The sequence below is a fragment of the Streptomyces sp. NPDC051173 genome, assembly GCF_040689515.1.
Taxonomy (GTDB): domain Bacteria; phylum Actinomycetota; class Actinomycetes; order Streptomycetales; family Streptomycetaceae; genus Streptomyces.
The window spans coordinates 1-23,500 of the sequence record NZ_JBFBBD010000006.1; the positions used below are offsets into that span (position 1 = coordinate 1).

Genomic DNA, 23,500 nt, shown 5'->3' on the forward strand with positions numbered 1-23,500 from the left:
GGGGCGGGAGTCGGCGTGACGACGTTGCCGTCCTCGTCGCGAACAGCGGGGTTGATGTCCATGACGTTGTAGCGGGCGTTCTTGCCCTGGCCATATACGGTGATGCGGCCCTCGGACGCCCAGCGCCAGATGGTGCCGACCGGGCGGCCGGTCCAGTAGGCGACGTCGGCTGCTGTGGCGAGCGCCGTGGAGGGCATAGTCACCTCCGGAACGACGAAAGGCCGCCCATAGGGTGGCCTTTGCGCGACATGACGGCTATCGCATCAGATCATCACTTCGGTCCGTTGAATTGTCAAGCAGGCGCTGCTTCAAGCTGCCTCGCCAGCCTGCGCTGCCTCCTGCTGCCGCCGGAGAACACGCCACGCGGCCATGTCGGCCCACTCCGTGCCGCAGTTCCCGCACCGGATCCGGTGACTGGCGGCCGACGCTAACAGCGGCGCTGCGCACAGCCTGTTGTCCAGGACGACCGGGCAGAGACCGACACCGACCCGGCCGGGTCTCCGGTCATCGGACAGGGCGGCGGTGCACTCGGCGTGGAGATGGCGGACATCCTCGACGTCCTGGCCGATCGACTCGTAACAGCCAGCAGCCCAGGGCAGATTGTTGACCAGGAACCGGACGTGCTCGGGTACGGCCTCGGCGGGGCTGCCGCGCCAAGGGGCCACGGTCCAGGACGGGGCTGTCCGGCGGAGCTCAGCGCGCCAGGCGTCCTCGATGTCCCGCAGTCGGGTCGCGATCCCGCCGGAAGCGGTGAGCGAGAGGACGTCGAGCCGTGGCGGGATCGGCGGGACTCTCGATCCGGACGTCGCCGCGTCCGGTGGGCGGGCTCCGCGTATCAGGGCTGCGGTGGTGTTGAGCTGGGCAAAGAGGGCCAGCAGTTCGGTAAGCCGGGCTGCGGTTTTCTCCTCGCAGATCCGGCAGGTTTGCCGGCCGAGTTCGGTGTGCCACAAGTCGCGATTACAGGCAGTGCATGCTGGCCAGTCGTACTCGGCTTCGGCGGCGGGGTCGTGCACGGTGGGCTCCTCGGCAGCGCGTGGGACCGTGGGGCTGTACTGCTCCCATTGTGCCTACGCACCGTGACAACTCAGGGGAAGACTCCGCAAGCGTCAGCGTTCGCGGCAATCCGTCTGCAACCCGGCGGGGAGTCGACCGGCACACGCCACAGGGGAGGGAGCAACTGCTACGCCCATGGCGCAGGGCCGGTCCGGGATGCCCATGCGGCCAGCGTGTTCTGGTCGTAGCAGCGGATGCCGCTCTGACGGGCGTAAGTTGCGGCTGGCTTGGTGAACTGGGTCGTGGTGACGAGAGCTGCTACCTGGGCCTGGTGGACGACGAAGCATGTGCCGCCGAAACGTTGAAGATCTTGCGAGCCGACCTTATGTGTAAGGCTGTAGCGCTTGCACTGGATGACGATGCGACGGCCGTCGGGAGTGGTAGCGATGACGTCGGCTCCGAGATCGCCAGCCCCGCCGGTGACCCGGACGTCGTAGCAGCCGTCGCGTTCACAGAGATAGGCGATGGCCTGTTCGAACTCGCGGGAGTTCATCGCGTGATAGCGGCTGATCTCCATGGACTGCGCGAGGTGGATCTCGCGGAGCTGAGCTTCCTGCGCAGCGGTACGTCGGGCCTGTGAGATCCAGGCCGTCACGAGTCCTGCTATGAGGAGTACGAGTAGCACCACGGCCCCGGCATCGTTGCCGTCGCCGCTCATGCGCAGACAGGTCGCAAGGATGAAGAAGGTGACGGCAGCGGCGCCACAGCTCCTTACCGACGTGCAACTTCTCTGAGCCGAAGTGGACATGATTCCCCCTTGTCGGTTCGCGCCGTCCAGCCGTCGGCCGCGGCCTTCACGGCGGCGCCGCCTCAACGGAGCAGCCTCACCGGACGTCGTCCACTACGTCGCAGACCTGACCAGTCCAGTTCCCGGACACTCGGAAGAAAAGATGATCGGGTGACTTGTGTCGTGTTGTAGTGACGTTCAGAGCCCCCAAGCCGTTGCCAAGGCTCGATCAAGTCCAGGTACAGCACCGGGGTCCCAGCAGGCGGAAGCCGTACTGCGCGGGTAGTTTCGCCACGCCACTACCGCACCATCACGGGGGTCACGTGAACGTCCGCCATGCCCAGATCGCTGCCGCCGCGCTCCTGGTTCTGTCCCTGGCCGGCTGCTCCGGCTCGTCGTCGACCGACGCGAGGAGCCCGTCCGCGGCGTCGCCGGAGGAGCTGAACGCGCAGCCCGCCGCCCAGAAGGCAGCCAGCTCCCTCCCCACCGGGCCCGGCCCGCAGGCGAAGTACAGGGTCCAGGATCAGCCCGCCGCAGGTTCCTGCCACTACCGCTACACGGCGGTCAAGGAGCCGCTCACGGATGCGAAGTGCACCCCCGGAGCTCTCAATCCGAAGGTCACGCAGGCGACGCTCAAGCAGACGATCTGCAGCCCGTCCGGGTACACCAAGGGCATCCGACCGCCCGTATCCGTCACCGGCCCGGAGAAGGCAGCGAACGCCAAGTCCTACAGCTACACAGGCCCGTTGCACGACGCCGAGTACGACCACCTGATCAGCCTCGAGCTCGGCGGCGACCCCAACGACCCGCGCAACCTCTGGGTCGAACCCCCGTCCCCCGGCCACAAGCCCGGCGCCGGACCCAACAACCCCAAGGACGTGGTGGAGTCGAAGCTCCACACCGCGATCTGTTCCGGCAAGACTCAGCTCGCCCCGGCGCAGCAGGCCATCGCCACCGACTGGACCACCGCACTCACCAAACTCCGAATCAGCAAGTAGGGCGTCGGCCCGAAGACCGGTCGATCAGCCAGAGCGTCCTGCTCCTCAGTCCGGGATCTTTGCGCGGCCAGCGAATGAGCATCCGGCGCGGGCAAGTTCCACGCAGCGGTTGATCATTGGTTCATGCTCGACTTGCCCCACCAGCTGGTGTGGTTGGTGATGTTCTTGGTGACGTTGTGCGTAACCGTCGTACCGCCGCGGAACTGTGCGGCGAGCAGCAGCAGGGCAAGGAACGCGAGCCCCGCGCCGCCGGCCGCAGCCGCGTTGATGACCTCCGACAGGCCCCAACCCACCCCTGCCGCGCAGGCACCCGCCCCGACGAGGCGCTGCGCGAGCGGGTCGATCACCGGACGCGGAGTGAGATCACGAGACCGGTACACCACAGGCTCAGCATGGGCTTCGAACACGGGGATCATCAGCCCCCCGTGCTGGGTGTAGCCGACGACCCGCCGGTCCTCCATGGGTACGGGCAGCGGTGCCGGCTGGTACGGGGCGAGTTGCCGCCTGACCGCGGGAAGGGCGGCCTGCTGGTAGTCGACGCTGGTCGGCCAGCCGGGCAGCGGCTCAGGCAGGGAGTTCACGAGGGGTGGTCCTTTCAGGCGGGCTGGGCGGTCAGAGGCGGAAGCGTCCGGGGCGGCGGGTTTCTCCGAGCTGGCCGGTGTCGATCAGTTCGTAGTGTCCATTGCTCGGCTCCTTCTGATCTTGAGGCTGCTGACTGTTCGGTGGGCTGTTCCGTCGCTGTTCGGTGGGGTGTTCCTCGCGCGCGCGTTAGGGAAATCGGCGGGGGCTGTTCGGTGGGGCCGAACAGCCTGTTCCGTTGTTCGTGCTGGTCAGTGCGCTGTGCAGAGCTGTTCGGTGGCTGTTCCGTCGCCGCACGACCTGTTCGGCCTGCTGTGCGGCGCCTGTTCGGTGCTGTTCGTGCAGGTCAGACGGTTGTGAGGGTCTTGATGCGGTACACGCCGGGCTCGTCGGTGTCGTCGAGGACGCCGTCCTCGACGAGGCGCCGTAGCTCCCTGCGGACCCATGACGAGGTCTTCCCGATGCGCCCGAGTTCGGGGGTGATGTGCTTCGGCCCGAAGTCGAGCTGCCCGCGGTCGGCGAACTCCTGGAGCACCGTCTCTAGGGCTGCCAGGGACTGCTCGCGGGTCATCTTCGACTCGGCGGGCGGGCGGGCGATCTGCCAGTCCATGCCGGGCGGCAGAGGCGGCAGCTCCCGATCCACGTCGACAGTGATGTCCGCGTACTCCGGATCGGTCTCGTACAGGGCCGCGGTATCCGAGTCGATGTCCGGGTCGCCGGCCGCCACCGTCTCGGGCTGTGCGTCGGCGGCCTGCTGGACCGAGCTGTACCGCTTGCGGTTGGCGTAGGCATCGCCGGCGGCGCGTTCGGTGACCGGCCCCAGGCCCTGGTAGCGGACACTGCTGAACGCGGCGATCGTCTGGGCTGCCTGCTGTTTGTCGAGCAGGTAGGTGCGGATGGGGGTGGCGAAGCGGTCCTCGTCGATGCCGGGGCCTTCGATGTAGCAGTAGCCGGGCTTGAGGTTCTTCCACTGCTCCGGCCGGGCACCGGCGTCGATGGTGTCGTCGGAGAGGACGAACCCGGCGTCCTCACTGCGGTTGACGCCAAACGACGCGCCACCGGCGATGTTGGCCCGGACGTCCGTGGGCATGATCGTGTGAGAGCTGCGCTGGAGCGAGAACACGACCGTGATACCAGCCGACCTGGCCTCCTGGACGATCGGCAGAATGTCCTCGCCCTCGCGGAACAGCTTGGCGACCTCCTCGAACCAAGCCAGGATGTAGGGCATGTTGAGCTTCGCGCCGGCCTCGGGGGTCCACTGGTCGTAGCCGTGCTTGCCCAGCTCGTTGGCCCGCGCGGTAATCATCTCGGGCAGTGCGGAGATCACCGCCCGGCACTCGGCCATCGTGAACGCCGGCCACTCGATGCCCTGGAGGATCGGCCCGAACGTCTGAACGCCCTTCGACGGGTCACAAGCGACGATGACGACATCCCGCCGGGTCATCAGGTCGGTAAGCACGACCCGCCCGCCCTGGCTCTTTCCAGCGCCGGTCATGCCCATGAACTGCCAGTGCGCAGCGTTACGGCCAGCAGCTTCGTCGCCGGAAAACCACAGTTCGGCGGCCGGGCCGTCCTCGTAGATGCCGGGCAGCACCGGCTCGTCGCCGATGCTGGCGCCGGGCGCGGACGGCCCGGGCCACGGGGTGGGCTCCTTGAGCATGTCCTCGGGGACGACAACGTACTGGCCACGGGAGGCGTTCTCCGGGTCATCCTTCCAGCGGACCGCGTTGGTCGGTACACCGATGGCGCTGGCCAGGTTCTTCGATGCCTTGGCCGCGTCGTCGTGGGTCTGGACACCTGGATCGAGCTGCACCGGAATGGTGACCTTGTTGGGCCCGACCTTGATCTCCTTGGCGCGCGCCCGTGCCAGGCCGATCTTCTCCCAGATTGTCTTCTCTGTCCCATCCGCGCTGCTCACAGCCTTGTCAGGGTTGACGCGCATGGTCATACGGATCGACCAGAGACCAGCGAGCGTCGGGCCGCCCATCAGCCAGGCGTTCAGCAGCCCGGTACTGGCGGGGCCCGCGATCGTCGCGGCGGCCAGCCAGCCGGTCGCGGCTCCGGCTGTGATGGTCGCCTGGACCTGCCGCTGCTTGGTCGCATTCATGCCCGACCACCACGTCACCCCGGTCAAGGCGACGGACGAGAGCGTGATGAACGCGGACGCCGTCGGCGAACCGCCCCACTGGAAGTGGGCTGCCCAGGCCGCAGGCCATTCGGCCAGCCACACCGCGAACGGCGGGCTGTGCGGAATCGCCTTACGAGCAAGGAAAGACCCGAGGTTGCCGCTGCTGTGCGACGCCTCGATGGCGTGCTGGTCCCTGGTCACGGTGTCACATCCCGAAGTTCATGTTCCGGCGGGCCTGCGGCCGGGGGCCGCCATAGGTGTTGAGCTCCGGCGCGTACTCACGCATGAACGCCGGCCACGTCCGGGCGCAGTGCGCCGACGCAGCCTGAGCAGCGGACGCGGCCCGCTTCAGCTGCCGCGCCACCCGGTTCGCCCGCATATACGCCGTCGACCGGCCCTGGCCCTGCGGCGGGGGAACCTCCCGCAGTACCTGCTTCAGGGCCTCCGCCGCATAGGCCAGGTCCATGGACGCCTCCCGCATCGACCTGCGGCCCTTCTCCGAGAACTCCCGGATGTGCCCAGCCGACAGGAAATCCGCATCCCCGATCGGAGACTTCCGCCCCCACTCTCCCGACGCACCACCCGACCCGCCGCCGTTCGTACCGCCTTTGTTGATGTGGATGTGGTACTCGCGCTTGCTCTCCTTGTTCCGGAAAGTCGTCTGCTGACGGACCTTCTGCTGACGGGCCTGCTGCCGCTGCCGCAGCGTCGACTGCTTCACCGTCGGCCGAGGACCCGTCTGCTTCTCAAAACTCGGGCGCGCCCCGTTGTACGGGCTCCCGTTTCGTGCGGCGCCGTTGACGGCCATGGGTAGGTCTCCTCAGCTTCCGGTGATGGCGCGGACGTTGGGCTGGCCGAGTGCGGCGAGCGCCGGTTCGTCGGCTTCGATGGCGTCCCGGACGCGCTGGCACGACGACCGCGAGATGGCCTTGGGGGCGAGCTTGTCGGCGACGAGCTCGCCCCGGATGTCGGTCCATTCGGGGCGCTTACCGAGCTCGTCGTACAGGCGGCGGACACGCTCACGGCGGCGTTCGGTGAGCGTCTTGGCGGCGCTCGCTTTCGGCTTCTTCTGAGCGCGCTCACGGCGCTCACGGCGACGCCCCACCGGGCGCCCGCTGTGAGCGTCCTGACGCTCACTTCCGGCGCTCACTGCGCGCTCACCGTGAGCGCGGTCGGGGCGCTCACTCACGCGCTCATCCGGGCGCTCACTCACGCGCTCATCCGGGCGCTCACTCACGCGCTCATCCGGGCGCTCACTCACGCGCTCATCCGGGCGCGCGGTGAGCGCCTTCTGCTCCTGGTCGGGACGCTCATCGACGCGTTCAAAGTCAACGTTCGTGAGCGCCTCAGCGGGCGCCTCCGGACGCTCGCCTTGGGTCTTCGTCCGGCGCTCGCGGCGGGGCCGGACGATCTGGTGGAGCCGCCACATGACGAACGGTGCGATGGCCGCGACGCCGACGATGAGCCACCACTCCGGGCGGCCGCCTCGGACTCCGAACAGACCGGCCGCGGCGAGGTGGTAGATGGCGTTCGCGGCGACCATGAGGATCAGGGCGGCGCTCACATCACGGTGCCGCCGGAGCGCCTGGACGACGTACACGTCGATGCCGAGCGGCAGCAGCCACGCGATCACCGGAGGCCATCCGGCAAGCTGCGCGAGCTCGAACTCCCCGGACGCAGTCAATCCGACGACGGCGGTGAGGGCGACCCGCGGCGACCATTCGTCGATCCGCTTGTCCCGTCGGGCCTTCTTGTCCTCCTGCTCCCGCAGTTCTTCGCGGTACTGCTCGGCCTTGCGGCGGAACCGCGCTGCTTCATCACGGGCGCCGTCGACGACGACCTCGGCGTTGGTGTTGGCCCGCGCGATGATGTTGTCGGCTTCCTTGCGCGCCGCCACCAGTTGCCGGTCGGCTGCGGCCTGGCCGCGGGTCTCTGCAGCGGCCAGCAGCACCGCTGCGTCATCAGCTTCCTTCTGGGCCTTGACCAGGAGCCGGTTGGCTTCCTGGCGGGCGTTGGCCAGTACCTGGTCGACCTCTTCGGTGAGCTGGGCGGCGCGTTCCCGGCTCAGCCGCACCGCCTGGCGGCCGGCCTCGACCTCCTCGTCGAGCATGGCCGCGACACGGCTGTGCTCGTCGACCGTCTGCTGCTTGCGCCGCTCTGCCTCGTTGACCGCCGTCTCCACCTCGGCCCGCAGACTGGCGGACTCGGTACGCAGCTTGGCGGCCTCGGCCTCCGCCGCGGCCAGGATCTCCTCAGCGGCGGTGCGGGCCCGCTTGAGTACGAGGGCGGGTGACGGCGGCGGCCACTCGACCGGCCGGGGCTCTGGCAAAGTGACGGCGGGGAGCTCGTTCACGATTCCTCTCCGAACAACGTGGTCAGCGGGGAACAGAGGCCGGGGACGACTACTTGCTCACGCGGCCGTTGCGGGTACTGGTGGCGACATCGAGGTGACGGGTGCCGACCAGGCGGATGTTGCCGTTGTAGGCGCTGGCCTCCAGGCGGCCGCTGGCCGTAGGTGTTGCCGAGAGCCGGATGTTGCCGTTGCGGGTGCGCATCCGGGCAGCACCACCGCTGTAACTGCCGATCTCGGTGTCACCGTTGTGGGTCTCGATATCGACCCATTCCTGTACGGCCTCGACGTCGTTGGTGCCGTTGTGGCCGCGCACCTTCACCCGGCCGACAACACCAGCGCGCAGGCTGCCGTTATGCGTCTTGAAGTCGAGCGCGGCCAGGACACCGGTGACCGTCAGATCAGCATTGTGGGACTCCATCTGCACGCCAGACCCAGCAGGGAGCCCGACCACGACCTCGACCGGGCTGGAGAGCGAGCCGCCCATGATGACCTGCCCGTTGCGGATGGTCATTCCGGTGACCGACTGATCCGCGCCGATGGTGCCGAAGTTCTGGATGATCGTCGCGCCGCCGTTACGAATCGTCGTGCTGCCGATGACTGTGGTGCCCTCGACTTCAGGGACCGTGATCGACAGCCGGTCTCCGTTCTGGATGATGCGGGTACGGCGGACCGCGTCGGCAGTCGGCCCGGAGCCGTCCTTCGTCCGGACGGTGACCTGCGCAACAGTGAGGGACGAGATGACAGCAACGCGGACAGCGCCTTGCGGGCAGCGAATGCTGGCCAGGAGGGCTCCGGGGATGCTGGCGTTGAAAGTCTGCTCAGTCATGAGGCGGGTCCTTCCAGGATCAGAGTGCGAGGGCGAGGACGGCGGCCGTGTTGAGGAGGACGATCGCTGTCTTGAGGAGACGGCCGGCCCGGCCGAGGGCCCGGGTCGACCCACTCCTGCGGGCCGCGCATAGTGCTGTTCAAGGGGATCTCCTTTCAAGCGAATGGAGCGACAGATCAGCGGGTGAGGTGCTCGATAACATCGACATCTGTCGACGACCAACCGGAAGGGTCTGGGTGAGCGGCCAGGAACTCGGCGGCAGACGGTGCGGGCTGGTGCCAGGTGTCGCCGAGGCCCGTGTCGGTGAGCCACTGCTCAACGTCAGACTGCTGCTGCGGATTCACGACAGGCACGTCCTCTCTGTCACTAGTTGGGATTGCACTTCTGAATGTCGACTGGTACAGCCCGCATGAAGGCTGCCGCCGGGTCTTTCTTTGCCTGGCACTCATCGATGAATTCGACGAGCCATTCGGTGAACATGGCCGTCAGGCGCCGGGCTGCCGCCTCCGAGAGGTAGACCCACGCATTCGACCCCCGCGTGTCCATCGAGAACCTGAAGGTCTCGGCTGCACCGTCGGCCTTCTCCGCTTCTCCGGTCTCCACCGCGTCCATCAGCTGCCGCAATCTGATCAGCAAGCCGATCGTCGGGCTCATGTCGGGCCACGGGTCTGTCATGACACTCCTTCCTCTTCGCGATGATCAATGTGGTCAGTGGCAGATACGGCGGTCCGGCTTGCCGCAGCGCATCGCGTGTGACCGGGCGGCGAGTGCTGCCTCCTGGCTATCGGCGTAGTCCTCACCGTTGGCACCGCACTCACAGGCCCAGCCGTACCGGCCACCCGGCCGCAGGCCAGACGACAGCCGGTACCCGCGGCGGGAGCGACCCGCGTAGTCCCGCGACATCACGCCGCCTCGGCGGAGTGCTCATGGATCGCGATCAGCTCGTTGAGGACCGGCGGGTGGCCGGGATTCGCCAGGTCGTAAGTGCGGGCCTCCGCCAGCGCCCCGTCGACCGCGACCTGATCGAAAGCAGCCGACGCGGCAAGGAAGCTGGCGATCAGCCGGGCACGCACCCCAGCCTCCGCATCGACGACTTCCGCTTCCGACGGCCACAGTGCGTTCCGGGCGTCGACGATCCGGGACCGGCGCAGAGCCTCCTCCAGCGGCGTCGGGAACGAACGATTGTGCTCGAACATGACGTACTCCTTCGTGAGGTGGAGCAGAGCAGAACGAGGCCTGGCCAGCGGCCAGGAACGGGTGAGTGAGGTGGATCAGCGGGTGGCGTCGTGCATCGTCTGCTCGTGGGCTTCATGGATCTGCGCCATGGCAGCCCCGTCGAATTCGGGGTGCTGCTGATCCCACTCGCAGCAGGCTTCGAGAACGCCCTGGATGACGGACTTGTCGTCGTCCATCAGTCCACAGATGTAGAGGTCGACAACCGCCTGGTCGACGGGCTTGGAAGGCATGACCGTTCTCCTCGGATAGTCGTACCGAGATGGAGCGGAGAGGTGCGGCTACAGGGATCCGCCGGGCATGCGCTGCGGCAGCGGTTCCAGCACGTCGGTACGGGACCCGGCACGACCGTGCTGCGGCTCGGGCTCAGTCGGCATGACCATCACCCCGGACCGACGCCCGCTGCGCCGCAGAAACAGCACAGTCGACTGCCAGCATGTGGCCCAGCTTCTTCACCTGCGCCTCGGAGACCTTGGCGAACAACGCCGCCCCCGAAACGGTCTCCACACTCAGCCGCGCCACCACCGGCACCCCGGGCGAAGCCGTCGACGACAGCCACCCGTTCAACGAATCCAGCAGATGACCAACCGGATCAGCCGGCACCCTCACCACCCCCGCCGACGCGGCTGCACCGCGAACCGGGCGGCGTTCGCCAGAGCGTCACGCAGAGACTCCTGGAACAGCGGCAGCGACGGACGATTCGGATGCCCCGGGTGCTCAGCGATCAGGTTGATACGGGCCAGAAGAGCATCCGCGCGACGCTGCTCCGCATCCGCCACACGCGGCCTCGGAACCAACGACACCGTCACCACCCCCGGCTGGCGAGCACGCGACGGCGAGCAGCAGACTCGGACGGCAGCGGAGCGGGACACCAGTCCGACGCGGTAGTGACAATGCGGGTCGTGCCGCGACCATCGCGGCGAATACTCCCCGTCACCACAAGACGACGAGACGGAACAGACTGAACGACCATCACGCCACCTGCTCAACATCACCCTGGAACGCGGTCAGAGCGGTTTCGGTTACCCGAATGGCACCGCCAGCCCCTTCTGCTTCGACACCGACGACCTGCGGCTTCCCGTAACGAACGGACCGCAGGCGACCCTCTTTGATCCATCGATAGACGGTCGCCGGGTGAACGTCGAGACGACTGGCGACCTCCTTCACGCGCAGCATTTGGGCTCCCATCGGTTGGCTTGACACCTGTCGCAACCTTAAAACTAGGATGCTTATTGTTGCAAGCTTTCTCGGCGCGAAAGTCCCTCGGTCACCCTGATCGAAAGAGCTTTAAGGGAATAAGCTGGAGGTCAGGGCGCTGCGACGAGAGGAAAGATCTTGTGACGAGGGTGCACCTCTGCAGGCACCTCACCCCGGGGCGCGGTGCCGAAGCTACGGAAGAGATGGGAGGTGGCCTGTGTGGCTAGACATGAGGATGGGCGCCCCTTGGCCGTTCGGATCGCGGCCGACATCCGCTCGCTGATCATGTCAGGTGAGTGGGAGCCCAATCGGAGGCTACCGAGCACCGGCGAACTCGAGGGGCGCTACAAGACGTCAAACGTCACAATCCAGAGGGCGCTCAAGATCCTCAAGGAGGAGAAGCTACTGGAAGGCAAAGCCGGTTCGGGTGTCTTCGTGCGCAACCGCTCACCGCACACGATCTTCCCGGCCGCCTTCACGGCGCCGTCCGAAGAGGGGCAGCCGTACCGGTGGCTAACCGAGGCAACGAAGCGAAACCAGCGAGCGAGCAATAGGATCATCAAGGTCGCCGAGGAGGTACCGCCCAAGCGGGTCCGCGAGGCTCTTCACCTGCAGGAGGGGCAACCCGCCGTCCTTCGTGTTCGAGTGGGACTGCTCGACGAGGAGCCGGCAGAGGTGACCTACTCGTACTACCCGGCCGACCTGGCGCGTGGAACGCGGCTGGCTGATCGTCGCAAGATCCCCGGGGGCACCCCAACCCTGCTCGCCAGCCTCGGATGCCCCCCACGGAGGCAGTTGGAGCTGATCAGATCCCGGGCTGCCACCCAGGAGGAATATGAGCTACTCGAGGTCCCTGGCGACACCTCACTGCTTGAGGTCTTTCGGACGGTGCTCAGCAACGACGATCGACCTGTCGAGGCCACCGTCTTTCTCGCGCCTGCCCATCTCTATCAGCTGGGGTATGAACTGAACATCCCCTGACGGACCCCCGCGGACCTCGGCGCGCCCCGAGGTCCGCACCTCGGCACGCGAGAGCTTGATACAATTTCATTTAAGGTCTATCGTCGAACCGGCAAGGTGGCGCACGCCACAACTCCCGGACGGAGGTGCCTATGGGTGCATCTGCGCCCAAACCCAAGTGCACTGCGCTCTACCGCCTCTACGACGTTGACGATCGCCTGCTGTACGTCGGCATCACGAACGACGTGACGAAGCGCTGGCTCGACCATCAGTGCACCAAGCAGTGGTGGGCCTTGGTTGTCCGCAAGACCGTCGAGTGGTTCGACGCGCGCGTCGACGCCGAATGCGCAGAGATTGAAGCAATCAAGGGCGAGCGTCCACGCTACAACCGAGCGCACAATCTGCGCGGCGAGGTCGCACAAGAGTTCCTGGAGGAGCTCCGTCAGAAGAAAGCGCTCTTCCCCCGCGGCCACTCGGACCACACGGCGTTGGCAGGCTTCATGCGACGCAAGATCGACGAAGGCGAATGGCTTCCTGGGCAAACGCTTCCGAGACACTCCTCAATGCAGGAGCAGTTCATGGTCAGCCAAGGGACTCTTCAGCGGGCGCTGGCAACTCTGCTGCATCGAGGTTGCATCACCAACCGGAACGGCTCTGGTCAGTATGTAGTCAACCTCCCACAAGACTGCACTGTCCGAGTCCCCATCGGCCGACCGGAAATGGCTGCGACGATCCTCCGAGATCACATGACACCCGAGGACCTGAACTCCCTGAGGGTCTTCCTGGGAGATCAGCTGGAGATCCCGCACAAGCAGTCGAATGACCACCTCCGATCAGACTAAGTGCCGATAGGAGCCAGCCAAGTCGTCACGCTTCCAACTGCGTTCGGGTTGGCAGAACGGCCGGACGGTCATCACCCGCCCGGCCGTGAGTACCAGCGAGCTACCAACTCGCTGATCAAGAAGTCCCATCCGCGAAGAAGGGATTCACCATGCCGATTGTACCGCTGCGTCCCGCCCGGGTCGCCGTGACCGCAGCCACGTCGTCAGTACCGTTCCAGTCATCTGCTCCTCGTAGCTGGGTGCGTCCGATCTGGAGTGGCGGTCAGGTGGTGGAGACCTGTCCATCGTGGTGCACGGACAGTCATGTAAGTGATGTGGAGGTCGGCGGGTTTCTGGGTGATCTGGCGCATGGGGCTTGGATGCCGGGTCTGAAGTTGTCGGTGTTCGATGCGGAGTATGGCCAGGTGGCGATGCCGGTACTGGCGGCGCGGATCAGCGTGGACCCGTACTCGGATGACCCGAGGCTGAATGTGCCGCATGCGGTGGTGGAGCCGTGGATGGACGCGGTGATGGATGGCCTGTCGCCGGAGGAGTTCGCTGCGGTGATCGGCCAGGTCGAGGCTCATCTGGTTCAGTTGCGGCGGGTGCACGCCGAGCTGGAAGCGGCGCTGGCAGAGTGCGGCCGGGGCTGACGCCGGGATGGCCGGGCGGTAGGCGCGCTGCCCGGTTGTCGGGTCAGCTGGTTTCGGACACCTGCGGGTCGAAGTGGGTGATCAGCCCGGAGTTGTGTTGCCAGAGGGCTTTGAGTACGGGTGGGCCTGAGGGTTCTTCGTTGCATGGGCAGACGAGGTTGTGCGGGATCCGGCAGAGGGTTCCTGCTGGGAGCTGAGTGTCTCCGGTGTTGGTGGCTGTGCGGTCTGGGTGTGTGACCCAGCGGTAGCCAGCGGGGACGGTGTGGGCCGGTGGCTCGTATCGGGGTTCTAGGAGGACATGCTGGCCGGGTCCGGTCTCGTACCGGTCTTGGATGAATGTGCATTCAGGGCATGCGGCGTCGGGTGTGCTCTGATTGACCCCCATTTGAGGGAGCTTGCCTGTTCGCGGCGGCGGAGGTCAGAGGTTCGCTGGCCGTTTTTGCTGGTGGTCAGGGGTATGGGTGGGCTGCGGGTCGGCCCGCGGGGTGTCGCTGGGCGCGGTCGTGTGCAGGGCTGCTGGCTGGTGGCGTGGTCTTGTCAAAGGTTTCTCGGCTCGTCGGGGGTCGGGGAAGTTCGGGCCGGCATGGCACTGGGTTGTGCCGGTGTTCTCCGCTCGTTTGGAGGCGTGGTGGAGTACGACCTGTTCGAGGAGTTGCAGGGCAAGAATGTTCTGGTGACCGGCGGTGGCGGCTTGATCGGCAGCCGGGTCGTGGCGCAGTTGCGCGGCCTGGGTGCTCGTCCGGTTGTGTTGTGCACCATGGACTCGTATCCGGAGCGCGTGTACCGGGACTTGTTCGGCATGGGGGCCGGCGGCGAGGACGTGGTGGTCGGCGACGTCGCGGACGAGGTGCTGGTGCGTGAGCTGGTCCGCGGGTGTGACTTCGTGGTTCATGCTGCTGCGGTGGCGGATGTGGCGGCCTGTACGCGGGACGCACGGTCGGCGATCCGGACGAACGTGACGGGTACACAGGTGGTGTTGGACGCGGTGGCAGGAGCGGATCGGGTCCGGCGGTTGTGTTTTGTGTCGTCGGCGAGTGTGTACGGCAACGGGAATCCGGAGGACTGGGCGTCGCCGGATCCGGGGAAGCGGGCGCTGCGCGGGGCGCTGGAGTTCGTGTACGGGCGGACGCCTCCGCGGTTCGTGGAAGATGCACCGTTGCGTCCGTTGTCGGTGTACGCGAACACGAAGGTGTTCGGGGAAACGCAGACTGCACTGGTTCTGAGGGCGGTCGGGACGTCGTACTCGGTGGTGCGGTACTTCTCGGTGTATGGAGATCCGCAGATCATCAAGGAGGGCAGTCACTCGTGGGTGGTGGCCTGGTTCACGGCCAGGGCGGCGCTGGGTCTGCCGTTGCAGTTGAACGGCGGGGGTGAGCAGGTCCGGGATTTCGTGCACGTTGATGATGTGGCGGCGGCGACGGTGAGGGCGCTGGTGGCTCCGGCGGCTCACAACGAGATCGTCAATGTCGGGACGGGGGTACCGACGCGTATCCGGGAGGTCGCGGATCTGGTCCGAGGGCATTTCCCGGGAGTGGCGGTGACGGAGACCCCAATGCCGCCTGGTGATCCGCTGGGCGGGTACGCGTCGGTGCGGCGGATGGAGCAACTGCTGGGCTGGACCCCTGAGATCACGATGCCGGAGGGTGTGGCCCGATACGTCGACTGGCTGAAGCGGATGCCGCAGGCGGTGCCGGGCTGGCTCCAGGCCGAGAGCGTGGCGCGGCCTTAGAGGATGGGTGGCCGGCCCATCCGGGTCATGCGCCAGACGGTGCGCCACCGGATGGGCTGCCGCTCGCCGCAGGGTGTCCGCACGCCTTCGAGGAAGCCGCCGAACCAGGCCCGCAGTCCCGCGATAGAGCGGGTGCGGGTGAGGGTCAGCAGGATCCACGCCCCGAGGTAGATCGGCATCAGCAGGGCGGGGAGGTGGCGGCGGGCGAGCCAGACCCGGTTGCGTGCGGTCATGCGGTGGTAGACGGCGTGCCGGGCGGGCGAGGTCCGGGGGTGTTGCAGGAGAAGTTCGGGGGCGTAGAGGACGGTCCAGTTGGCGTCGAGGGCCCGCCAGGCGAGGTCGGTCTCCTCATGGGTGAAGAAGAACTCTTCGGGCCAGTCGCCGGTCTGTTCCAGCATCCGGGTGGAGATGGCGTGTCCGCCGCCGAGGAAGGTGGTGACGGGGCCGCCGCGCATGGGGTCGCCGGTACGGAGTCGGGGGATGTGGCGGCGCTGGGTGTGTCCGGTTTCGTCGGCGATGCGGAAGCTGACGATGCCGAGGCGGGGGTCGTGTTCGAAGAGGTCTTGGACGCGGGCGAAGACGTCCTGGTCGATGAGGAGGCCGTCGTCGTCGAGGTCGATGACGACGTCGACGTCACCGAAGGACCGGAGTCGTTCGAGGGCGGCGTTGCGGCCGCCGGTGACGCCGAGATTCTCGTCGAGTTCGACGGTGGTCACGGTTTCCTCGAAGGGTGGGAGCGGGGTGCCGTTGCCGACGACCACGATGCGGGCCGGCTGGGTGTCCTGCTTGGCGACGGAGTCGAGGAGTTCGCGTAGTTCGGTGGGGCGGTTGCCCATGGTCAGGATGGCGACGCCCAGGAGGGGTCGGGGCATGAGGGTTCGCTCCTGTCCACGGGTGACGGTGGTCGAGATGGTAGCCGCGGGGCGGCTTGCTGCTGTCCTGCTTGACACATTCGGAGGAACAAGTGATGGCATCGGTTCGGCTCGGAGACTACGTCACCAGCCCGGTGCAGGGTGGGCTGGCGGAGACCGACTATGGGCGGCTGGCGAAGTTTGAGCTGCGGGACTTCCTTGCCACGTGGGATGAGCTTCATCAATCCGCCCTGGCGGGGCTGCCGGAGCGGGTTCATTCGTCGGCGTTCGTTCACCCGTCGGCGATCATCGGCGGTGACGTCATCATCGGGCCCGGGGTGAAGGTGCACGAGTTCTCGACGGTGCGGAAGGGCTCAGTGCTCTGCGCCGGCGTCTCGGTCGGGTTCAACTGCGAGGTGACGCGGGCGTTCCTGGGCGAGGGTGCCGTCCTCGGGCACCGTATCGGTGTCAACTCCTCGGTCATCGGGGCGCGGGCTCATCTGTCGGCGAACGTCACGATCGCCGCGATCAGCATGTGGAGCGCCGACATGCGAAAGCCGGATAAGGAGATCTTCTTTCGGGTTCCGGAGGGGCTCTACCGGTGTGGCACGCCCGTCTTCGGCGCTCTCGTTGGTGATGACGTGCAGACGGGCAATGGGATCAGCCTTGGGCCGGGTGTAGCTCTGGGCCGCGGGTGCCGGGTGACCGGTGGGGTGTTGCTTGCTGCCCGCGCTGTCCCACGGTCGAGTGTGGTCAGCGCGCCGGATGCCCACGAAGCGCGCGTTCGTCAACGGCGGCGGTGAGTGGACCGGGTCTGCGGTTCATGGTTCCAGCTGGCTCTATGCCTGGGTGTGGCCGTAGCGGGTGCTGAGGGGTTGCAGGTCGGGTTCGCCGAATCGGGTTCGCAGGGCGTGGAAGGCGCTGACTTTGTCTTCGCCGAATCTCTGGATGTAGGCGGAATAGGACGCGGCTGAAAGGAAATTGGGGGGCGTGGTCTTGCTGTGGAATTTGTCTGTGTACATGACCAGTTGCTCTTCGGGGGTTTCGGCGAGGTAGTCGGCTGCGGGGAGTGGGAGCTGCTGCCGGTGGATGTCGTGTCTGGTGAGGCCGACTCCGGTGTGGCAGGAGCAGAAGCGGCACAGGTGTTCGGGGAAGCCTTCGGCGCGGAGGATGTCGTGGCCGAGGACGCCGTGGCGGATGTACTGCCCGTGGTTGAGCTGGCCGGTGTGGTCGTAGAGGTGGTAGACGCCGATGTCGTGGAGGAGGGTGCCGGCTCGGACGAGGTCGGCGTCCAGGTCGTGGTCGGTGCGGGCGAGGAGCTGCTCGGCGATGTGCCAGACGATCTCGCAGTGGGTGTACACGAGGTCGAGCGCCTCGGGTGTGGGCGCGTACTTCTCGTGCAGCGCCCGTACATCTCGGGCCGTCGGCAGGATCACCGCGGCAGCGTAGCAACTCGGGTTCCTGGGGTCAGGTTTCCCAGCTCGTTGGGGGCTGGGGTGTGCGGATTCGAAGGGAGGGAGGTGAGCGGGATGGCTGAGTGCGATCACAACTGGCAGCAGTGGAGCGGTAAGAACCGGTGCACGAAGTGCGGGGAGACGCAGCAGTAGTCGATAGGGTGCTGCCCTGATGGGCAGCACGGTGGGGGCCGCTTTCAGCGGCCCCCATTCTCGTTTCGGGAGGCGTGATGCGGACCGGCTGGGCGGAGTTGCCGACGGTGGTTCGGGCTGCGGTCTCGGCGCGTACCGGGCCGGTGGGTCTGGTGGAGGACGTGCCGCATGGCTTCACGTGCCGGTTCGCGGCCATCCTGTCGACTGCGGGTGGCGGGGTGTTCGTGAAGGGTGTGCCGGTCGAGGACGAGCAGGGGGTGATGGCGCAGGGGTTCGAGGTGGCGGTGAACTCGGCGGTGGCGGCGGTGAGTCCGCGGTTGCTGTGGCGCGTGGAGGCGGGCGGGTGGGATGTGCTGGGGTTCGAGGTGGTGCCGGGCCGTCATGCGGATCTGTCGTCGGGTTCGTCGGATCTGCCGCTCGTCGCCGCGGTCCTCGAGGATGCTCAGGGTCTGCGGGTGCCGGAGGGCGTCGTCTTGCCGCAGCTCGCTGACCGGGACCTGGACGGCTTCCTCGCGCCGGCAGGTCGGGAACTGCTGCTGGGTGATGCGTTGTTGCACACGGATACCAATCCGCACAATCTTCTCGTCGGTGCCGGGCGGGCGTGGCTGGTGGACTGGGCGCTGCCCGTGGTGGGTCCGGCGTGGGTGGATGTGGCGTACATGGCCGTGTGGCTGATGTCTGAGGGCTGTACGCCGGTGGAAGCTCTGGGGTGGGCGGGTCAGTTCACGTGCTGGGCGGACGCGGACACGCGGGCGGTGAGGGTGTTCGTGGCGGCGACATGCCGCCGGATGGAGGCGGGGGTGGGAGTGCGGGGTGCGGCGGCGTCGAATGCGCGGTTCGAGGCGCTGCTGGGGCCGTCGGCGGCCGTGGCGTGAAGGGCTGCCCGGCAGTACCGCCGGTCTCTGGGCGCGTGTGGTACTGCCGGGCCCTTTACCTGTCCCATTATCCCCGTCCGTGATGGTACCGGCCTCGAGCGGCCGGGACTTGGGCTGTGCTGGGCTTCACCCTGTCGGGTGAGGTGTGACGTTTCGCTTGTCCGGTCCGGTTGTGTGGCTGGCAGTGTTCGCCCACTGAACGCGAGTGGTGGGGGTGCTGTGCCGAAGGTGAAGCGTAGCTGTGGTGGGTGTGCGATGGCCGCGGTCGTGGTGTTCGTGGGCTTGGCCGCGCTCGGTGCGATCGAGGACAGCGGCAAGGAGAACACGCCGAAGCCGACGAAGTCTTCGCCCTCCGCCGCGAGCCCGGCGGTGCCGGTGCCGCAGCAGTTGCGGGACTTGGACGTGGCCGCCGGCGTCCATGCCGACTCTGAGGGTGCCTACGAGGCGGCGTTCACGGCTTTGTCGTCCCGGTGCACGGAGCAGGGCGCACATCTGGGTGGCGAAGTCGATGCCATTCTCGGCCTGTTACAGAAGGGCGGTGTCCGTGACGAGAGCCGACTGACGGTGATGCAGCACCTGGCCGATTCAATTTCTGCGGGTACGAGAATCGGCTGCGCGGATGCGGGCAGCGTCTATGTGACGCTCCGCACGGGGCATTGAGGGTTTACCGCCGCCGCGGCAAGGGCTGTCAGACCATTTGCATGGTCTGCAAGCACAGAATCGCGTCGGCGCGCAGTCGCGGGTCTATCGGGTGTCGCTGGGGCCGTTGGCGATGATGCCCTTGTTATGGGCATGGTCCTGTCCGTGGTGGCGGGGCGGCCCGCCATGGATGGGCGGGCCGCGTGTTCAGTCCTCGTAGCCTTCCCAGTCCTCCGGGGCTTCGGGGTCGCGTGGGCTGCCGTCTGCGTAGATGTAGCCCTGGGCGAGGTCGTCTTTGTACTCCTGGTTCCAGTCCCGCTCGGGCTGCGGATCGGCCGGCGACGGCAGAGTCTTCACCGTGCCGTCCGTGAGCGTCACCACCACCGGGCAGCGGCAGGAGCCCACGCATGATGCGCCGCAGGCTCGGCAGCAGGCGCAGTACGGCGAGCCGCCGCACGCGCAGCAGTGCTCAGGGGTGGCCTCTCCGGTGCCGTCGCAGGTCCAGCACTCGCCGTACCCATCGAGCCCCGAGCCTTCACACGATGTGCATTCCTCGCGCTCATCGCACAGTCCCGACGGGCACGCTTCGTTGATCACGGTCATCAGTCCTCCTCGATGATTCGGCTGACCAGCTCGTCGGCGTCGCTGGCCATCAGGTCGTAGCGGCAGCAGGCGGCGGCCACGATGAAACGTGACGATCTGCCGGTTCCGGCGGCGGTCAGCTGATCTCCGGCGTTGTGCATGAGGCGTTCTCCTGTTCGTTGAGGTCGTCGTCGTTGCGGCACGCCCACGAGCAGTACCCGGACGGGGCGTTGGGAGGTATCGGCCGGCCGCAGCACGGATCCGCGCACACGCGGGGCTCGTTGGCTGCGGCCGCGTGCAGCTGATCCTGCATCAGCAGCTGGGCCAGTCGGGTTGGAACGGCACCGGAGCGGATACGGTGCTGGTTCCGTCCTCGTGGACGGTGATGGTGGTGATCTGCGGCCCGCACTCGACGCCTTCCCGGCGCTTCAGCTCCTTGGCCCACCCTTCATCCGTGGCCCGCTCCGCGACCTCCCTTTCGACGGCCGCTTTCAGGTCCGCTTCAGCCGCCTGATCGCGACGCTCCACCATCACGCCTGCCAGGCATACCAGCCGCTCCACCTGCTCGGAAGCAGCGTTGACGCTGCGGGCGATGCAGACGATGTGACTCAATCCGTAGGAGAGTTCACCGATGTCGGCCCAGTCCCGGGCCACGCTGCGGCCGTGTTCGTTGAGTCCGGCCCGCTCGTTGCCGCGTCCGGCACGGGTGAGCGCGGCACGTGTGGCCTTGACGACGGTGACGGCGAGAGCACGGACTTCGGCGAGTTCGTCCGCGGCCAGCCATGTGGCGGGATCCTCCGAGACGCGCTGCCAGGGGTAGCACTGGGTGCGGATGTACTGCTCGGCCTTGGCCTGCCATTCTTCGCGAGCCGGCCAGTTGATCGTGCGGGGCATGCCTACTCCTTCCAGGGTGGGAGAGACCAGCCCGGCGGTCGCGTGTCCGGCCGCCGGACCGGTCTGCGGGTCAGACGTGCGCGGGGCGGTGCTGTTCGACCAGGCTGCGGAGCCAGACGGGCCAGGTGTCCGGCGTCGCGAGCTCGGGGGCATGAGCGAACAGGGGCCCGGCGGAGGTGATCAGGCGGATCGCCGTGGCCTGGGCATTGACGTAGGTGATGCGGAGTCCGGTGATGTCGTATTCCTCGTTCCCGTCGGTGAGCGGGAGCACGTTGGTGAAGGTGAGTTCGACCTGGCCGGGGCCGGGTTCGGAGACCTGGTGGACGCTGATCAACTTTGGCTCCTCAGACGAAGGAGGCAGCAGCTCAGGGCTGGAGCTCCGTCAGGCGGCGAGCTGGACGTCGACGACGAGGCAACGGGTGGCCTTGTAGGCACGCAGTGCCGTGAACAGGGCGGGGTCGGCGGGGGTGTAGACGTACACGTGGATCCAGCGGCCCGAAGTGCGGTGCTGTGCCCAGACCTTGAGGGTGTCGGCGCCGAGGTGGGTGGCGCGGTAGGCCTTGGCGACGTGGCGGCCGTACCAGGACTTCTGGCCGTCCTTGAGGTCGCTGCCGCCGATGCGGTCGAGGATGTCGCCGGTGCGGACGAGGCGGCCGGTGTCGACGAGGTGGGCGACCTGGCCGGAGAGAGCGCGGTAGTTGAGGGGCTTGGTGGTGGTGAGGGCGGCGGCGATGGTGCGGCGGATGGCGGTGAGCTTCACGGGTTCCCCCTTGCGTCATCTTGTAGCTACAAGCGTAGGGGAGTTGTAGCTACAAGACAAGCCCCCGTCGAGAATTTTTGTAGCTACGAATAGCGCCAATCAATCTTGCATCCGTAGCTACAAATCGGTACGGTGCCCGCATGGGCAACGAGACTGAGACCGACTACGACAAGCCGAGGCAGTTCCGCGTGCCCGATAGCCAGTGGCTCCCCTTCGAGGCGGCCACCAAGACCATCCACCCGGAAGGCCGTGGCGCCCGGGCCCGCGTCCTGCGCCAGTTCATGGACTGGTACATGCGCCGCCCCGGCGCCAAACTCCCCGAGCGCCCGCCCGCCGGCCCGTGGTCCCAGACCGACGCCTAACCTGTCCCGTCGGCGCGGGCCGCACCCGCAGGCTTCCTGTTTGGCGGGGCGGTGGACGGGTTGCGCGTGGTGCCGACTGTGTTGGACGGGTTTGTCCCGGTCCGTGCCGCGCCGAGAAAGCGGCTCATCCGTCACTGTTCCCGTGAATGGCGAGGGCGATGACCAGCTCGAGGGCCTGGTTTTCGGTGAAGCCTGCGTGCTGGAAGGCGAGGAACATCTCGTGCAGTTGCGCGGCGTGTTCGGCGAGGCCGGTGATCGGGTCGGCTGGTTCAGGCATGGTCACCCTCCTGATGGCATTCGCAGGTGCAAAAAGTTCCGCAGAACTTACAGACAGCCGGGATCTTGGCCCCGTTGCTGCCGGTATTGGACTTGCAGTAACCGTGATCGCCGTGGAGACAGCCGGTCGACAGGTACACGTGGCGGCCGGCCGCCATCTCGCCGTCCTGGACGGCCAGGAGCACGTCCACAATGGCCGAAGCGGCCCCCTCGACGTGGGTCTCCTGGCCGACGGTGCCGGCCCAGGTGACCGGGTGGGCGTCGTAGCAGGCACGCTCGTCGAGGCCGCAGTCACCGTCGCACGGGAAGGCGGCGGCCTGGAGAGCGGCGATGTACCGCTGGCGGAGAGGGTCCGGGCCCGTCCGGCTGCCCGGACAGTGGGGTGCAGGAGTGTCCGGGCTGTCCGGGTCGGGTACGTCGCGGGTGGTCATGTGTCCTCCGGTGGTGTCGTGTTGAGGGCGGCGAGGATGCGGTCGGCGATCTGGGTCGCGCCGCACTGCCAGAGGCATCCGCCGCCTTGTTCGGCGAGTTCGGCGGTCAGGGCGCGGATATGGTCGAGGGTGTCGGTGGCGGCGCAGTGGGGCCCGTAGCAGCCGGTGCCGGCTGCTACGGGGTGATCGTCGGGCGTGTACAGGTGGCGCCAGGACCGTGCGTCGTCGACGGGGCAGGCCCGGCACTGGACCCCGCCGAGGGCTGTCGGGCTGTTGTGCTGGTCATGCCGGTGGCCACAGAGGCAAAGCGGTGCGCCGTCGCGTCTGGCGCTCAACTCGCGGCCCGCGGGTCGTAGATGGCGTTCTGGACAGCGCGAGCCCGGTCGGCCGGATTGTCGGGCAGGTGGTCGAGGACGTGCTGGGCCGCTGTTTCGTCGGCGGGTTCAACGGGGTGGCAGCTGCGGCCGTGGAGGCTGCCGGTGGCGAGGATGTCCGCGGCGTACATGGCGGCGAGATGGAAGCCGGCGGCGAACCCGCTGTGGACGATGCGGCCCTCGTCGATGCGGGAGAGTCCGGCGCAACGGGCGTGGTGGGCGCCGTCGGTGATCAGGCGGGCCAGCAGGGTGCGGAGGGCGGCGCTGTCGTGGTCGGTCACGGCTGGATCTCCTCGAGGGTGTGGGTGGTGGTGCGGCGGACGAGATCGAGTCGGGCGGCCTCCGCCGTGGGGCAGGGCCAGGGGGTGAGGAGTCCGCGGCAGCGGTGTCCGTCCCAGCCGGAGCACTCGGCGCAGGCCTCGGCCCCGCCGCGGATCACGGGCCGGTGGAGCCGCGCGAGCGCCCGCCGCAGCCGGACTGCATCAGATGCGGGGCGCCTTGCCGTCTTCAAAGGCCATGAGTGCCCCTCTGCGGGCCTCGCGGCCAGATTCCGGAGTCCGGCCCGCAGGCGGCCCGCTTCGGCCGCTGTGAG

General features: G+C 67.4%; 36 protein-coding genes. 9 read left to right on the forward strand and 27 right to left on the reverse strand.

The window, feature by feature from the left end; all coding sequences use genetic code 11:
* From AB0435_RS05635 to AB0435_RS05645, 3 genes are all read right to left on the reverse strand, one after another.
* Window positions 1–197: DNA-binding protein (locus tag AB0435_RS05635; RefSeq protein WP_366426248.1), on the reverse strand; the 197-nt coding region annotated here is incomplete at its 3' end.
* Between the two features lie 111 nt (window positions 198–308).
* On the reverse strand, window positions 309–1,013 hold the full coding sequence (locus tag AB0435_RS05640) for a hypothetical protein (protein ID WP_366426249.1): 705 nt from the start codon (window positions 1,011–1,013) through the stop codon (window positions 309–311).
* 167 nt (window positions 1,014–1,180) lie between these two features.
* Window positions 1,181–1,801, reverse strand: coding sequence for a restriction endonuclease (locus AB0435_RS05645; RefSeq protein WP_366426250.1), 621 nt, complete (start codon window positions 1,799–1,801; stop codon window positions 1,181–1,183).
* 302 nt (window positions 1,802–2,103) lie between these two features.
* Between AB0435_RS05645 and AB0435_RS05650 the strand changes: the two genes are divergently transcribed.
* Window positions 2,104–2,778 (forward strand): hypothetical protein, encoded by a 675-nt coding sequence (locus tag AB0435_RS05650; protein ID WP_366426251.1) that lies wholly within the window; start codon window positions 2,104–2,106, stop codon window positions 2,776–2,778.
* A 113-nt stretch (window positions 2,779–2,891) separates the two neighbouring features.
* On the opposite strand, the gene AB0435_RS05655 is transcribed toward AB0435_RS05650, so the two are convergent.
* The 11 genes from AB0435_RS05655 to AB0435_RS05705 form a co-directional block, all read right to left on the reverse strand.
* Entirely contained in the window at window positions 2,892–3,359 is a 468-nt protein-coding gene (locus AB0435_RS05655) for a hypothetical protein (protein ID WP_366426252.1), read from the reverse strand.
* A 344-nt stretch (window positions 3,360–3,703) separates the two neighbouring features.
* Window positions 3,704–5,686, reverse strand: coding sequence for a hypothetical protein (locus tag AB0435_RS05660; RefSeq protein WP_366426253.1), 1,983 nt, complete (start codon window positions 5,684–5,686; stop codon window positions 3,704–3,706).
* 4 nt (window positions 5,687–5,690) lie between these two features.
* Window positions 5,691–6,293, reverse strand: a complete 603-nt coding sequence (gene traA / locus AB0435_RS05665) for a plasmid transfer protein TraA (protein WP_366426254.1) — start codon at window positions 6,291–6,293, stop codon at window positions 5,691–5,693.
* Between the two features lie 12 nt (window positions 6,294–6,305).
* A complete protein-coding gene (locus AB0435_RS05670; RefSeq protein ID WP_366426255.1) occupies window positions 6,306–7,838 on the reverse strand; it encodes a hypothetical protein in 1,533 nt (510 codons plus the stop codon).
* A gap of 49 nt (window positions 7,839–7,887) precedes the next feature.
* Window positions 7,888–8,664, reverse strand: coding sequence for a DUF4097 family beta strand repeat-containing protein (locus AB0435_RS05675; RefSeq protein ID WP_366426256.1), 777 nt, complete (start codon window positions 8,662–8,664; stop codon window positions 7,888–7,890).
* Between the two features lie 176 nt (window positions 8,665–8,840).
* Window positions 8,841–9,008, reverse strand: a complete 168-nt coding sequence (locus tag AB0435_RS05680) for a hypothetical protein (RefSeq protein ID WP_366426257.1) — start codon at window positions 9,006–9,008, stop codon at window positions 8,841–8,843.
* A 22-nt stretch (window positions 9,009–9,030) separates the two neighbouring features.
* Complete coding sequence (locus AB0435_RS05685; protein WP_366426258.1) at window positions 9,031–9,339, reverse strand: hypothetical protein; 309 nt, start codon at window positions 9,337–9,339, stop codon at window positions 9,031–9,033.
* Window positions 9,340–9,566: 227 nt separating this feature from the next.
* Window positions 9,567–9,860 carry a hypothetical protein gene (locus AB0435_RS05690; RefSeq protein WP_366426259.1) on the reverse strand — a complete coding sequence of 98 codons (294 nt, stop codon included), beginning with the start codon at window positions 9,858–9,860 and terminating at the stop codon, window positions 9,567–9,569.
* Window positions 9,861–9,935: 75 nt separating this feature from the next.
* Window positions 9,936–10,130 (reverse strand): hypothetical protein, encoded by a 195-nt coding sequence (locus AB0435_RS05695; RefSeq protein ID WP_366426260.1) that lies wholly within the window; start codon window positions 10,128–10,130, stop codon window positions 9,936–9,938.
* Between the two features lie 133 nt (window positions 10,131–10,263).
* A complete protein-coding gene (locus AB0435_RS05700; protein ID WP_366426261.1) occupies window positions 10,264–10,500 on the reverse strand; it encodes a hypothetical protein in 237 nt (78 codons plus the stop codon).
* A gap of 369 nt (window positions 10,501–10,869) precedes the next feature.
* On the reverse strand, window positions 10,870–11,073 hold the full coding sequence (locus tag AB0435_RS05705) for a helix-turn-helix domain-containing protein (protein WP_366426262.1): 204 nt from the start codon (window positions 11,071–11,073) through the stop codon (window positions 10,870–10,872).
* Between the two features lie 267 nt (window positions 11,074–11,340).
* Between AB0435_RS05705 and AB0435_RS05710 the strand changes: the two genes are divergently transcribed.
* The 3 genes from AB0435_RS05710 (at window position 11,341) to AB0435_RS05720 (ending at window position 13,528) form a co-directional block, all read left to right on the forward strand.
* Window positions 11,341–12,075 (forward strand): GntR family transcriptional regulator, encoded by a 735-nt coding sequence (locus AB0435_RS05710; RefSeq protein WP_366426263.1) that lies wholly within the window; start codon window positions 11,341–11,343, stop codon window positions 12,073–12,075.
* Window positions 12,076–12,206: 131 nt separating this feature from the next.
* Window positions 12,207–12,896, forward strand: coding sequence for a GntR family transcriptional regulator (locus tag AB0435_RS05715; protein WP_366426264.1), 690 nt, complete (start codon window positions 12,207–12,209; stop codon window positions 12,894–12,896).
* Between the two features lie 359 nt (window positions 12,897–13,255).
* Window positions 13,256–13,528 carry a hypothetical protein gene (locus AB0435_RS05720; RefSeq protein ID WP_366426265.1) on the forward strand — a complete coding sequence of 91 codons (273 nt, stop codon included), beginning with the start codon at window positions 13,256–13,258 and terminating at the stop codon, window positions 13,526–13,528.
* A gap of 43 nt (window positions 13,529–13,571) precedes the next feature.
* Here the strand turns inward: AB0435_RS05720 and AB0435_RS05725 are convergent, their stop codons facing one another.
* A complete protein-coding gene (locus tag AB0435_RS05725; protein ID WP_366426266.1) occupies window positions 13,572–13,913 on the reverse strand; it encodes a DUF6083 domain-containing protein in 342 nt (113 codons plus the stop codon).
* A gap of 243 nt (window positions 13,914–14,156) precedes the next feature.
* Between AB0435_RS05725 and AB0435_RS05730 the strand changes: the two genes are divergently transcribed.
* Entirely contained in the window at window positions 14,157–15,257 is a 1,101-nt protein-coding gene (locus AB0435_RS05730; RefSeq protein WP_366426267.1) for an NAD-dependent epimerase/dehydratase family protein, read from the forward strand.
* On the opposite strand, the gene AB0435_RS05735 is transcribed toward AB0435_RS05730, so the two are convergent.
* Window positions 15,254–16,129 (reverse strand): glycosyltransferase, encoded by an 876-nt coding sequence (locus tag AB0435_RS05735; RefSeq protein ID WP_366426268.1) that lies wholly within the window; start codon window positions 16,127–16,129, stop codon window positions 15,254–15,256. The genes AB0435_RS05730 and AB0435_RS05735 overlap by 4 nt on opposite strands.
* A 95-nt stretch (window positions 16,130–16,224) precedes the next feature.
* Between AB0435_RS05735 and AB0435_RS05740 the strand changes: the two genes are divergently transcribed.
* Entirely contained in the window at window positions 16,225–16,911 is a 687-nt protein-coding gene (locus tag AB0435_RS05740) for a transferase (RefSeq protein WP_366426269.1), read from the forward strand.
* A gap of 36 nt (window positions 16,912–16,947) precedes the next feature.
* Here AB0435_RS05740 and AB0435_RS05745 read toward each other — a convergent pair whose 3' ends face one another.
* A complete protein-coding gene (locus tag AB0435_RS05745; protein WP_366426270.1) occupies window positions 16,948–17,544 on the reverse strand; it encodes an HD domain-containing protein in 597 nt (198 codons plus the stop codon).
* 248 nt (window positions 17,545–17,792) lie between these two features.
* Between AB0435_RS05745 and AB0435_RS05750 the strand changes: the two genes are divergently transcribed.
* Both AB0435_RS05750 and AB0435_RS05755 read left to right on the forward strand, forming a co-directional pair.
* The gene (locus AB0435_RS05750; RefSeq protein WP_366426271.1) at window positions 17,793–18,590 is read left to right on the forward strand and encodes a phosphotransferase; all 798 of its coding nucleotides are present in this window, start codon (window positions 17,793–17,795) and stop codon (window positions 18,588–18,590) included.
* Window positions 18,591–18,845: 255 nt separating this feature from the next.
* A complete protein-coding gene (locus tag AB0435_RS05755) occupies window positions 18,846–19,250 on the forward strand; it encodes a hypothetical protein (protein ID WP_366426272.1) in 405 nt (134 codons plus the stop codon).
* A 186-nt stretch (window positions 19,251–19,436) separates the two neighbouring features.
* Here the strand turns inward: AB0435_RS05755 and AB0435_RS05760 are convergent, their stop codons facing one another.
* The 5 genes from AB0435_RS05760 to AB0435_RS05780 form a co-directional block, all read right to left on the reverse strand.
* Window positions 19,437–19,832 carry a hypothetical protein gene (locus AB0435_RS05760; protein WP_366426273.1) on the reverse strand — a complete coding sequence of 132 codons (396 nt, stop codon included), beginning with the start codon at window positions 19,830–19,832 and terminating at the stop codon, window positions 19,437–19,439.
* Entirely contained in the window at window positions 19,832–19,972 is a 141-nt protein-coding gene (locus AB0435_RS05765) for a hypothetical protein (RefSeq protein ID WP_366426274.1), read from the reverse strand. The genes AB0435_RS05760 and AB0435_RS05765 overlap by 1 nt, the downstream gene beginning before the upstream one ends.
* A gap of 151 nt (window positions 19,973–20,123) precedes the next feature.
* A complete protein-coding gene (locus AB0435_RS05770; protein WP_366426275.1) occupies window positions 20,124–20,705 on the reverse strand; it encodes a hypothetical protein in 582 nt (193 codons plus the stop codon).
* Between the two features lie 70 nt (window positions 20,706–20,775).
* Window positions 20,776–21,039 (reverse strand): hypothetical protein, encoded by a 264-nt coding sequence (locus AB0435_RS05775; RefSeq protein ID WP_366426276.1) that lies wholly within the window; start codon window positions 21,037–21,039, stop codon window positions 20,776–20,778.
* Window positions 21,040–21,087: 48 nt separating this feature from the next.
* Window positions 21,088–21,465 carry a hypothetical protein gene (locus tag AB0435_RS05780; protein ID WP_366426277.1) on the reverse strand — a complete coding sequence of 126 codons (378 nt, stop codon included), beginning with the start codon at window positions 21,463–21,465 and terminating at the stop codon, window positions 21,088–21,090.
* A gap of 140 nt (window positions 21,466–21,605) precedes the next feature.
* Here AB0435_RS05780 and AB0435_RS05785 point away from each other — a divergent pair, with 140 nt between their 5' ends.
* Entirely contained in the window at window positions 21,606–21,827 is a 222-nt protein-coding gene (locus AB0435_RS05785) for a hypothetical protein (RefSeq protein WP_366426278.1), read from the forward strand.
* A 124-nt stretch (window positions 21,828–21,951) separates the two neighbouring features.
* Here AB0435_RS05785 and AB0435_RS05790 read toward each other — a convergent pair whose 3' ends face one another.
* Genes AB0435_RS05790 through AB0435_RS05810 form a run of 5 tightly spaced genes read right to left on the reverse strand, consistent with a single transcriptional unit; the run spans window position 21,952 to window position 23,419 of the window.
* Entirely contained in the window at window positions 21,952–22,104 is a 153-nt protein-coding gene (locus AB0435_RS05790) for a hypothetical protein (protein ID WP_366426279.1), read from the reverse strand.
* A complete protein-coding gene (locus tag AB0435_RS05795; protein WP_366426280.1) occupies window positions 22,097–22,534 on the reverse strand; it encodes a hypothetical protein in 438 nt (145 codons plus the stop codon). Before AB0435_RS05795 ends, AB0435_RS05790 begins: the two co-directional genes overlap by 8 nt.
* Window positions 22,531–22,869, reverse strand: coding sequence for a hypothetical protein (locus AB0435_RS05800; RefSeq protein ID WP_366426281.1), 339 nt, complete (start codon window positions 22,867–22,869; stop codon window positions 22,531–22,533). Before AB0435_RS05800 ends, AB0435_RS05795 begins: the two co-directional genes overlap by 4 nt.
* Window positions 22,866–23,189: a hypothetical protein gene (locus tag AB0435_RS05805; RefSeq protein WP_366426282.1), complete on the reverse strand. Its 324-nt coding sequence runs from the start codon at window positions 23,187–23,189 to the stop codon at window positions 22,866–22,868. Before AB0435_RS05805 ends, AB0435_RS05800 begins: the two co-directional genes overlap by 4 nt.
* Window positions 23,186–23,419, reverse strand: coding sequence for a hypothetical protein (locus tag AB0435_RS05810; RefSeq protein WP_366426283.1), 234 nt, complete (start codon window positions 23,417–23,419; stop codon window positions 23,186–23,188). The genes AB0435_RS05805 and AB0435_RS05810 overlap by 4 nt, the downstream gene beginning before the upstream one ends.
* Window positions 23,420–23,500 lie beyond the last annotated feature (81 nt).

Excerpts from the sequence above, each read along its gene's own strand:
- AB0435_RS05645 (WP_366426250.1), bottom strand. The coding sequence starts at position 1,801 with ATGTCCACTTCGGCTCAGAGAAGTTGCACGTCGGTAAGGAGCTGTGGC.
- traA (WP_366426254.1), bottom strand. The coding sequence starts at position 6,293 with ATGGCCGTCAACGGCGCCGCACGAAACGGGAGCCCGTACAACGGGGCG.
- AB0435_RS05675 (WP_366426256.1), bottom strand. The coding sequence starts at position 8,664 with ATGACTGAGCAGACTTTCAACGCCAGCATCCCCGGAGCCCTCCTGGCC.
- AB0435_RS05685 (WP_366426258.1), bottom strand. The coding sequence starts at position 9,339 with ATGACAGACCCGTGGCCCGACATGAGCCCGACGATCGGCTTGCTGATC.
- AB0435_RS05690 (WP_366426259.1), bottom strand. The coding sequence starts at position 9,860 with ATGTTCGAGCACAATCGTTCGTTCCCGACGCCGCTGGAGGAGGCTCTG.
- AB0435_RS05695 (WP_366426260.1), bottom strand. The coding sequence starts at position 10,130 with ATGCCTTCCAAGCCCGTCGACCAGGCGGTTGTCGACCTCTACATCTGT.
- AB0435_RS05705 (WP_366426262.1), bottom strand. The coding sequence starts at position 11,073 with ATGCTGCGCGTGAAGGAGGTCGCCAGTCGTCTCGACGTTCACCCGGCG.
- AB0435_RS05715 (WP_366426264.1), top strand. The coding sequence starts at position 12,207 with ATGGGTGCATCTGCGCCCAAACCCAAGTGCACTGCGCTCTACCGCCTC.
- AB0435_RS05720 (WP_366426265.1), top strand. The coding sequence starts at position 13,256 with ATGCCGGGTCTGAAGTTGTCGGTGTTCGATGCGGAGTATGGCCAGGTG.
- AB0435_RS05725 (WP_366426266.1), bottom strand. The coding sequence starts at position 13,913 with ATGGGGGTCAATCAGAGCACACCCGACGCCGCATGCCCTGAATGCACA.
- AB0435_RS05735 (WP_366426268.1), bottom strand. The coding sequence starts at position 16,129 with ATGCCCCGACCCCTCCTGGGCGTCGCCATCCTGACCATGGGCAACCGC.
- AB0435_RS05740 (WP_366426269.1), top strand. The coding sequence starts at position 16,225 with ATGGCATCGGTTCGGCTCGGAGACTACGTCACCAGCCCGGTGCAGGGT.
- AB0435_RS05750 (WP_366426271.1), top strand. The coding sequence starts at position 17,793 with ATGCGGACCGGCTGGGCGGAGTTGCCGACGGTGGTTCGGGCTGCGGTC.
- AB0435_RS05755 (WP_366426272.1), top strand. The coding sequence starts at position 18,846 with ATGGCCGCGGTCGTGGTGTTCGTGGGCTTGGCCGCGCTCGGTGCGATC.
- AB0435_RS05760 (WP_366426273.1), bottom strand. The coding sequence starts at position 19,832 with ATGACCGTGATCAACGAAGCGTGCCCGTCGGGACTGTGCGATGAGCGC.
- AB0435_RS05765 (WP_366426274.1), bottom strand. The coding sequence starts at position 19,972 with ATGCACAACGCCGGAGATCAGCTGACCGCCGCCGGAACCGGCAGATCG.
- AB0435_RS05770 (WP_366426275.1), bottom strand. The coding sequence starts at position 20,705 with ATGCCCCGCACGATCAACTGGCCGGCTCGCGAAGAATGGCAGGCCAAG.
- AB0435_RS05785 (WP_366426278.1), top strand. The coding sequence starts at position 21,606 with ATGGGCAACGAGACTGAGACCGACTACGACAAGCCGAGGCAGTTCCGC.
- AB0435_RS05790 (WP_366426279.1), bottom strand. The coding sequence starts at position 22,104 with ATGCCTGAACCAGCCGACCCGATCACCGGCCTCGCCGAACACGCCGCG.
- AB0435_RS05795 (WP_366426280.1), bottom strand. The coding sequence starts at position 22,534 with ATGACCACCCGCGACGTACCCGACCCGGACAGCCCGGACACTCCTGCA.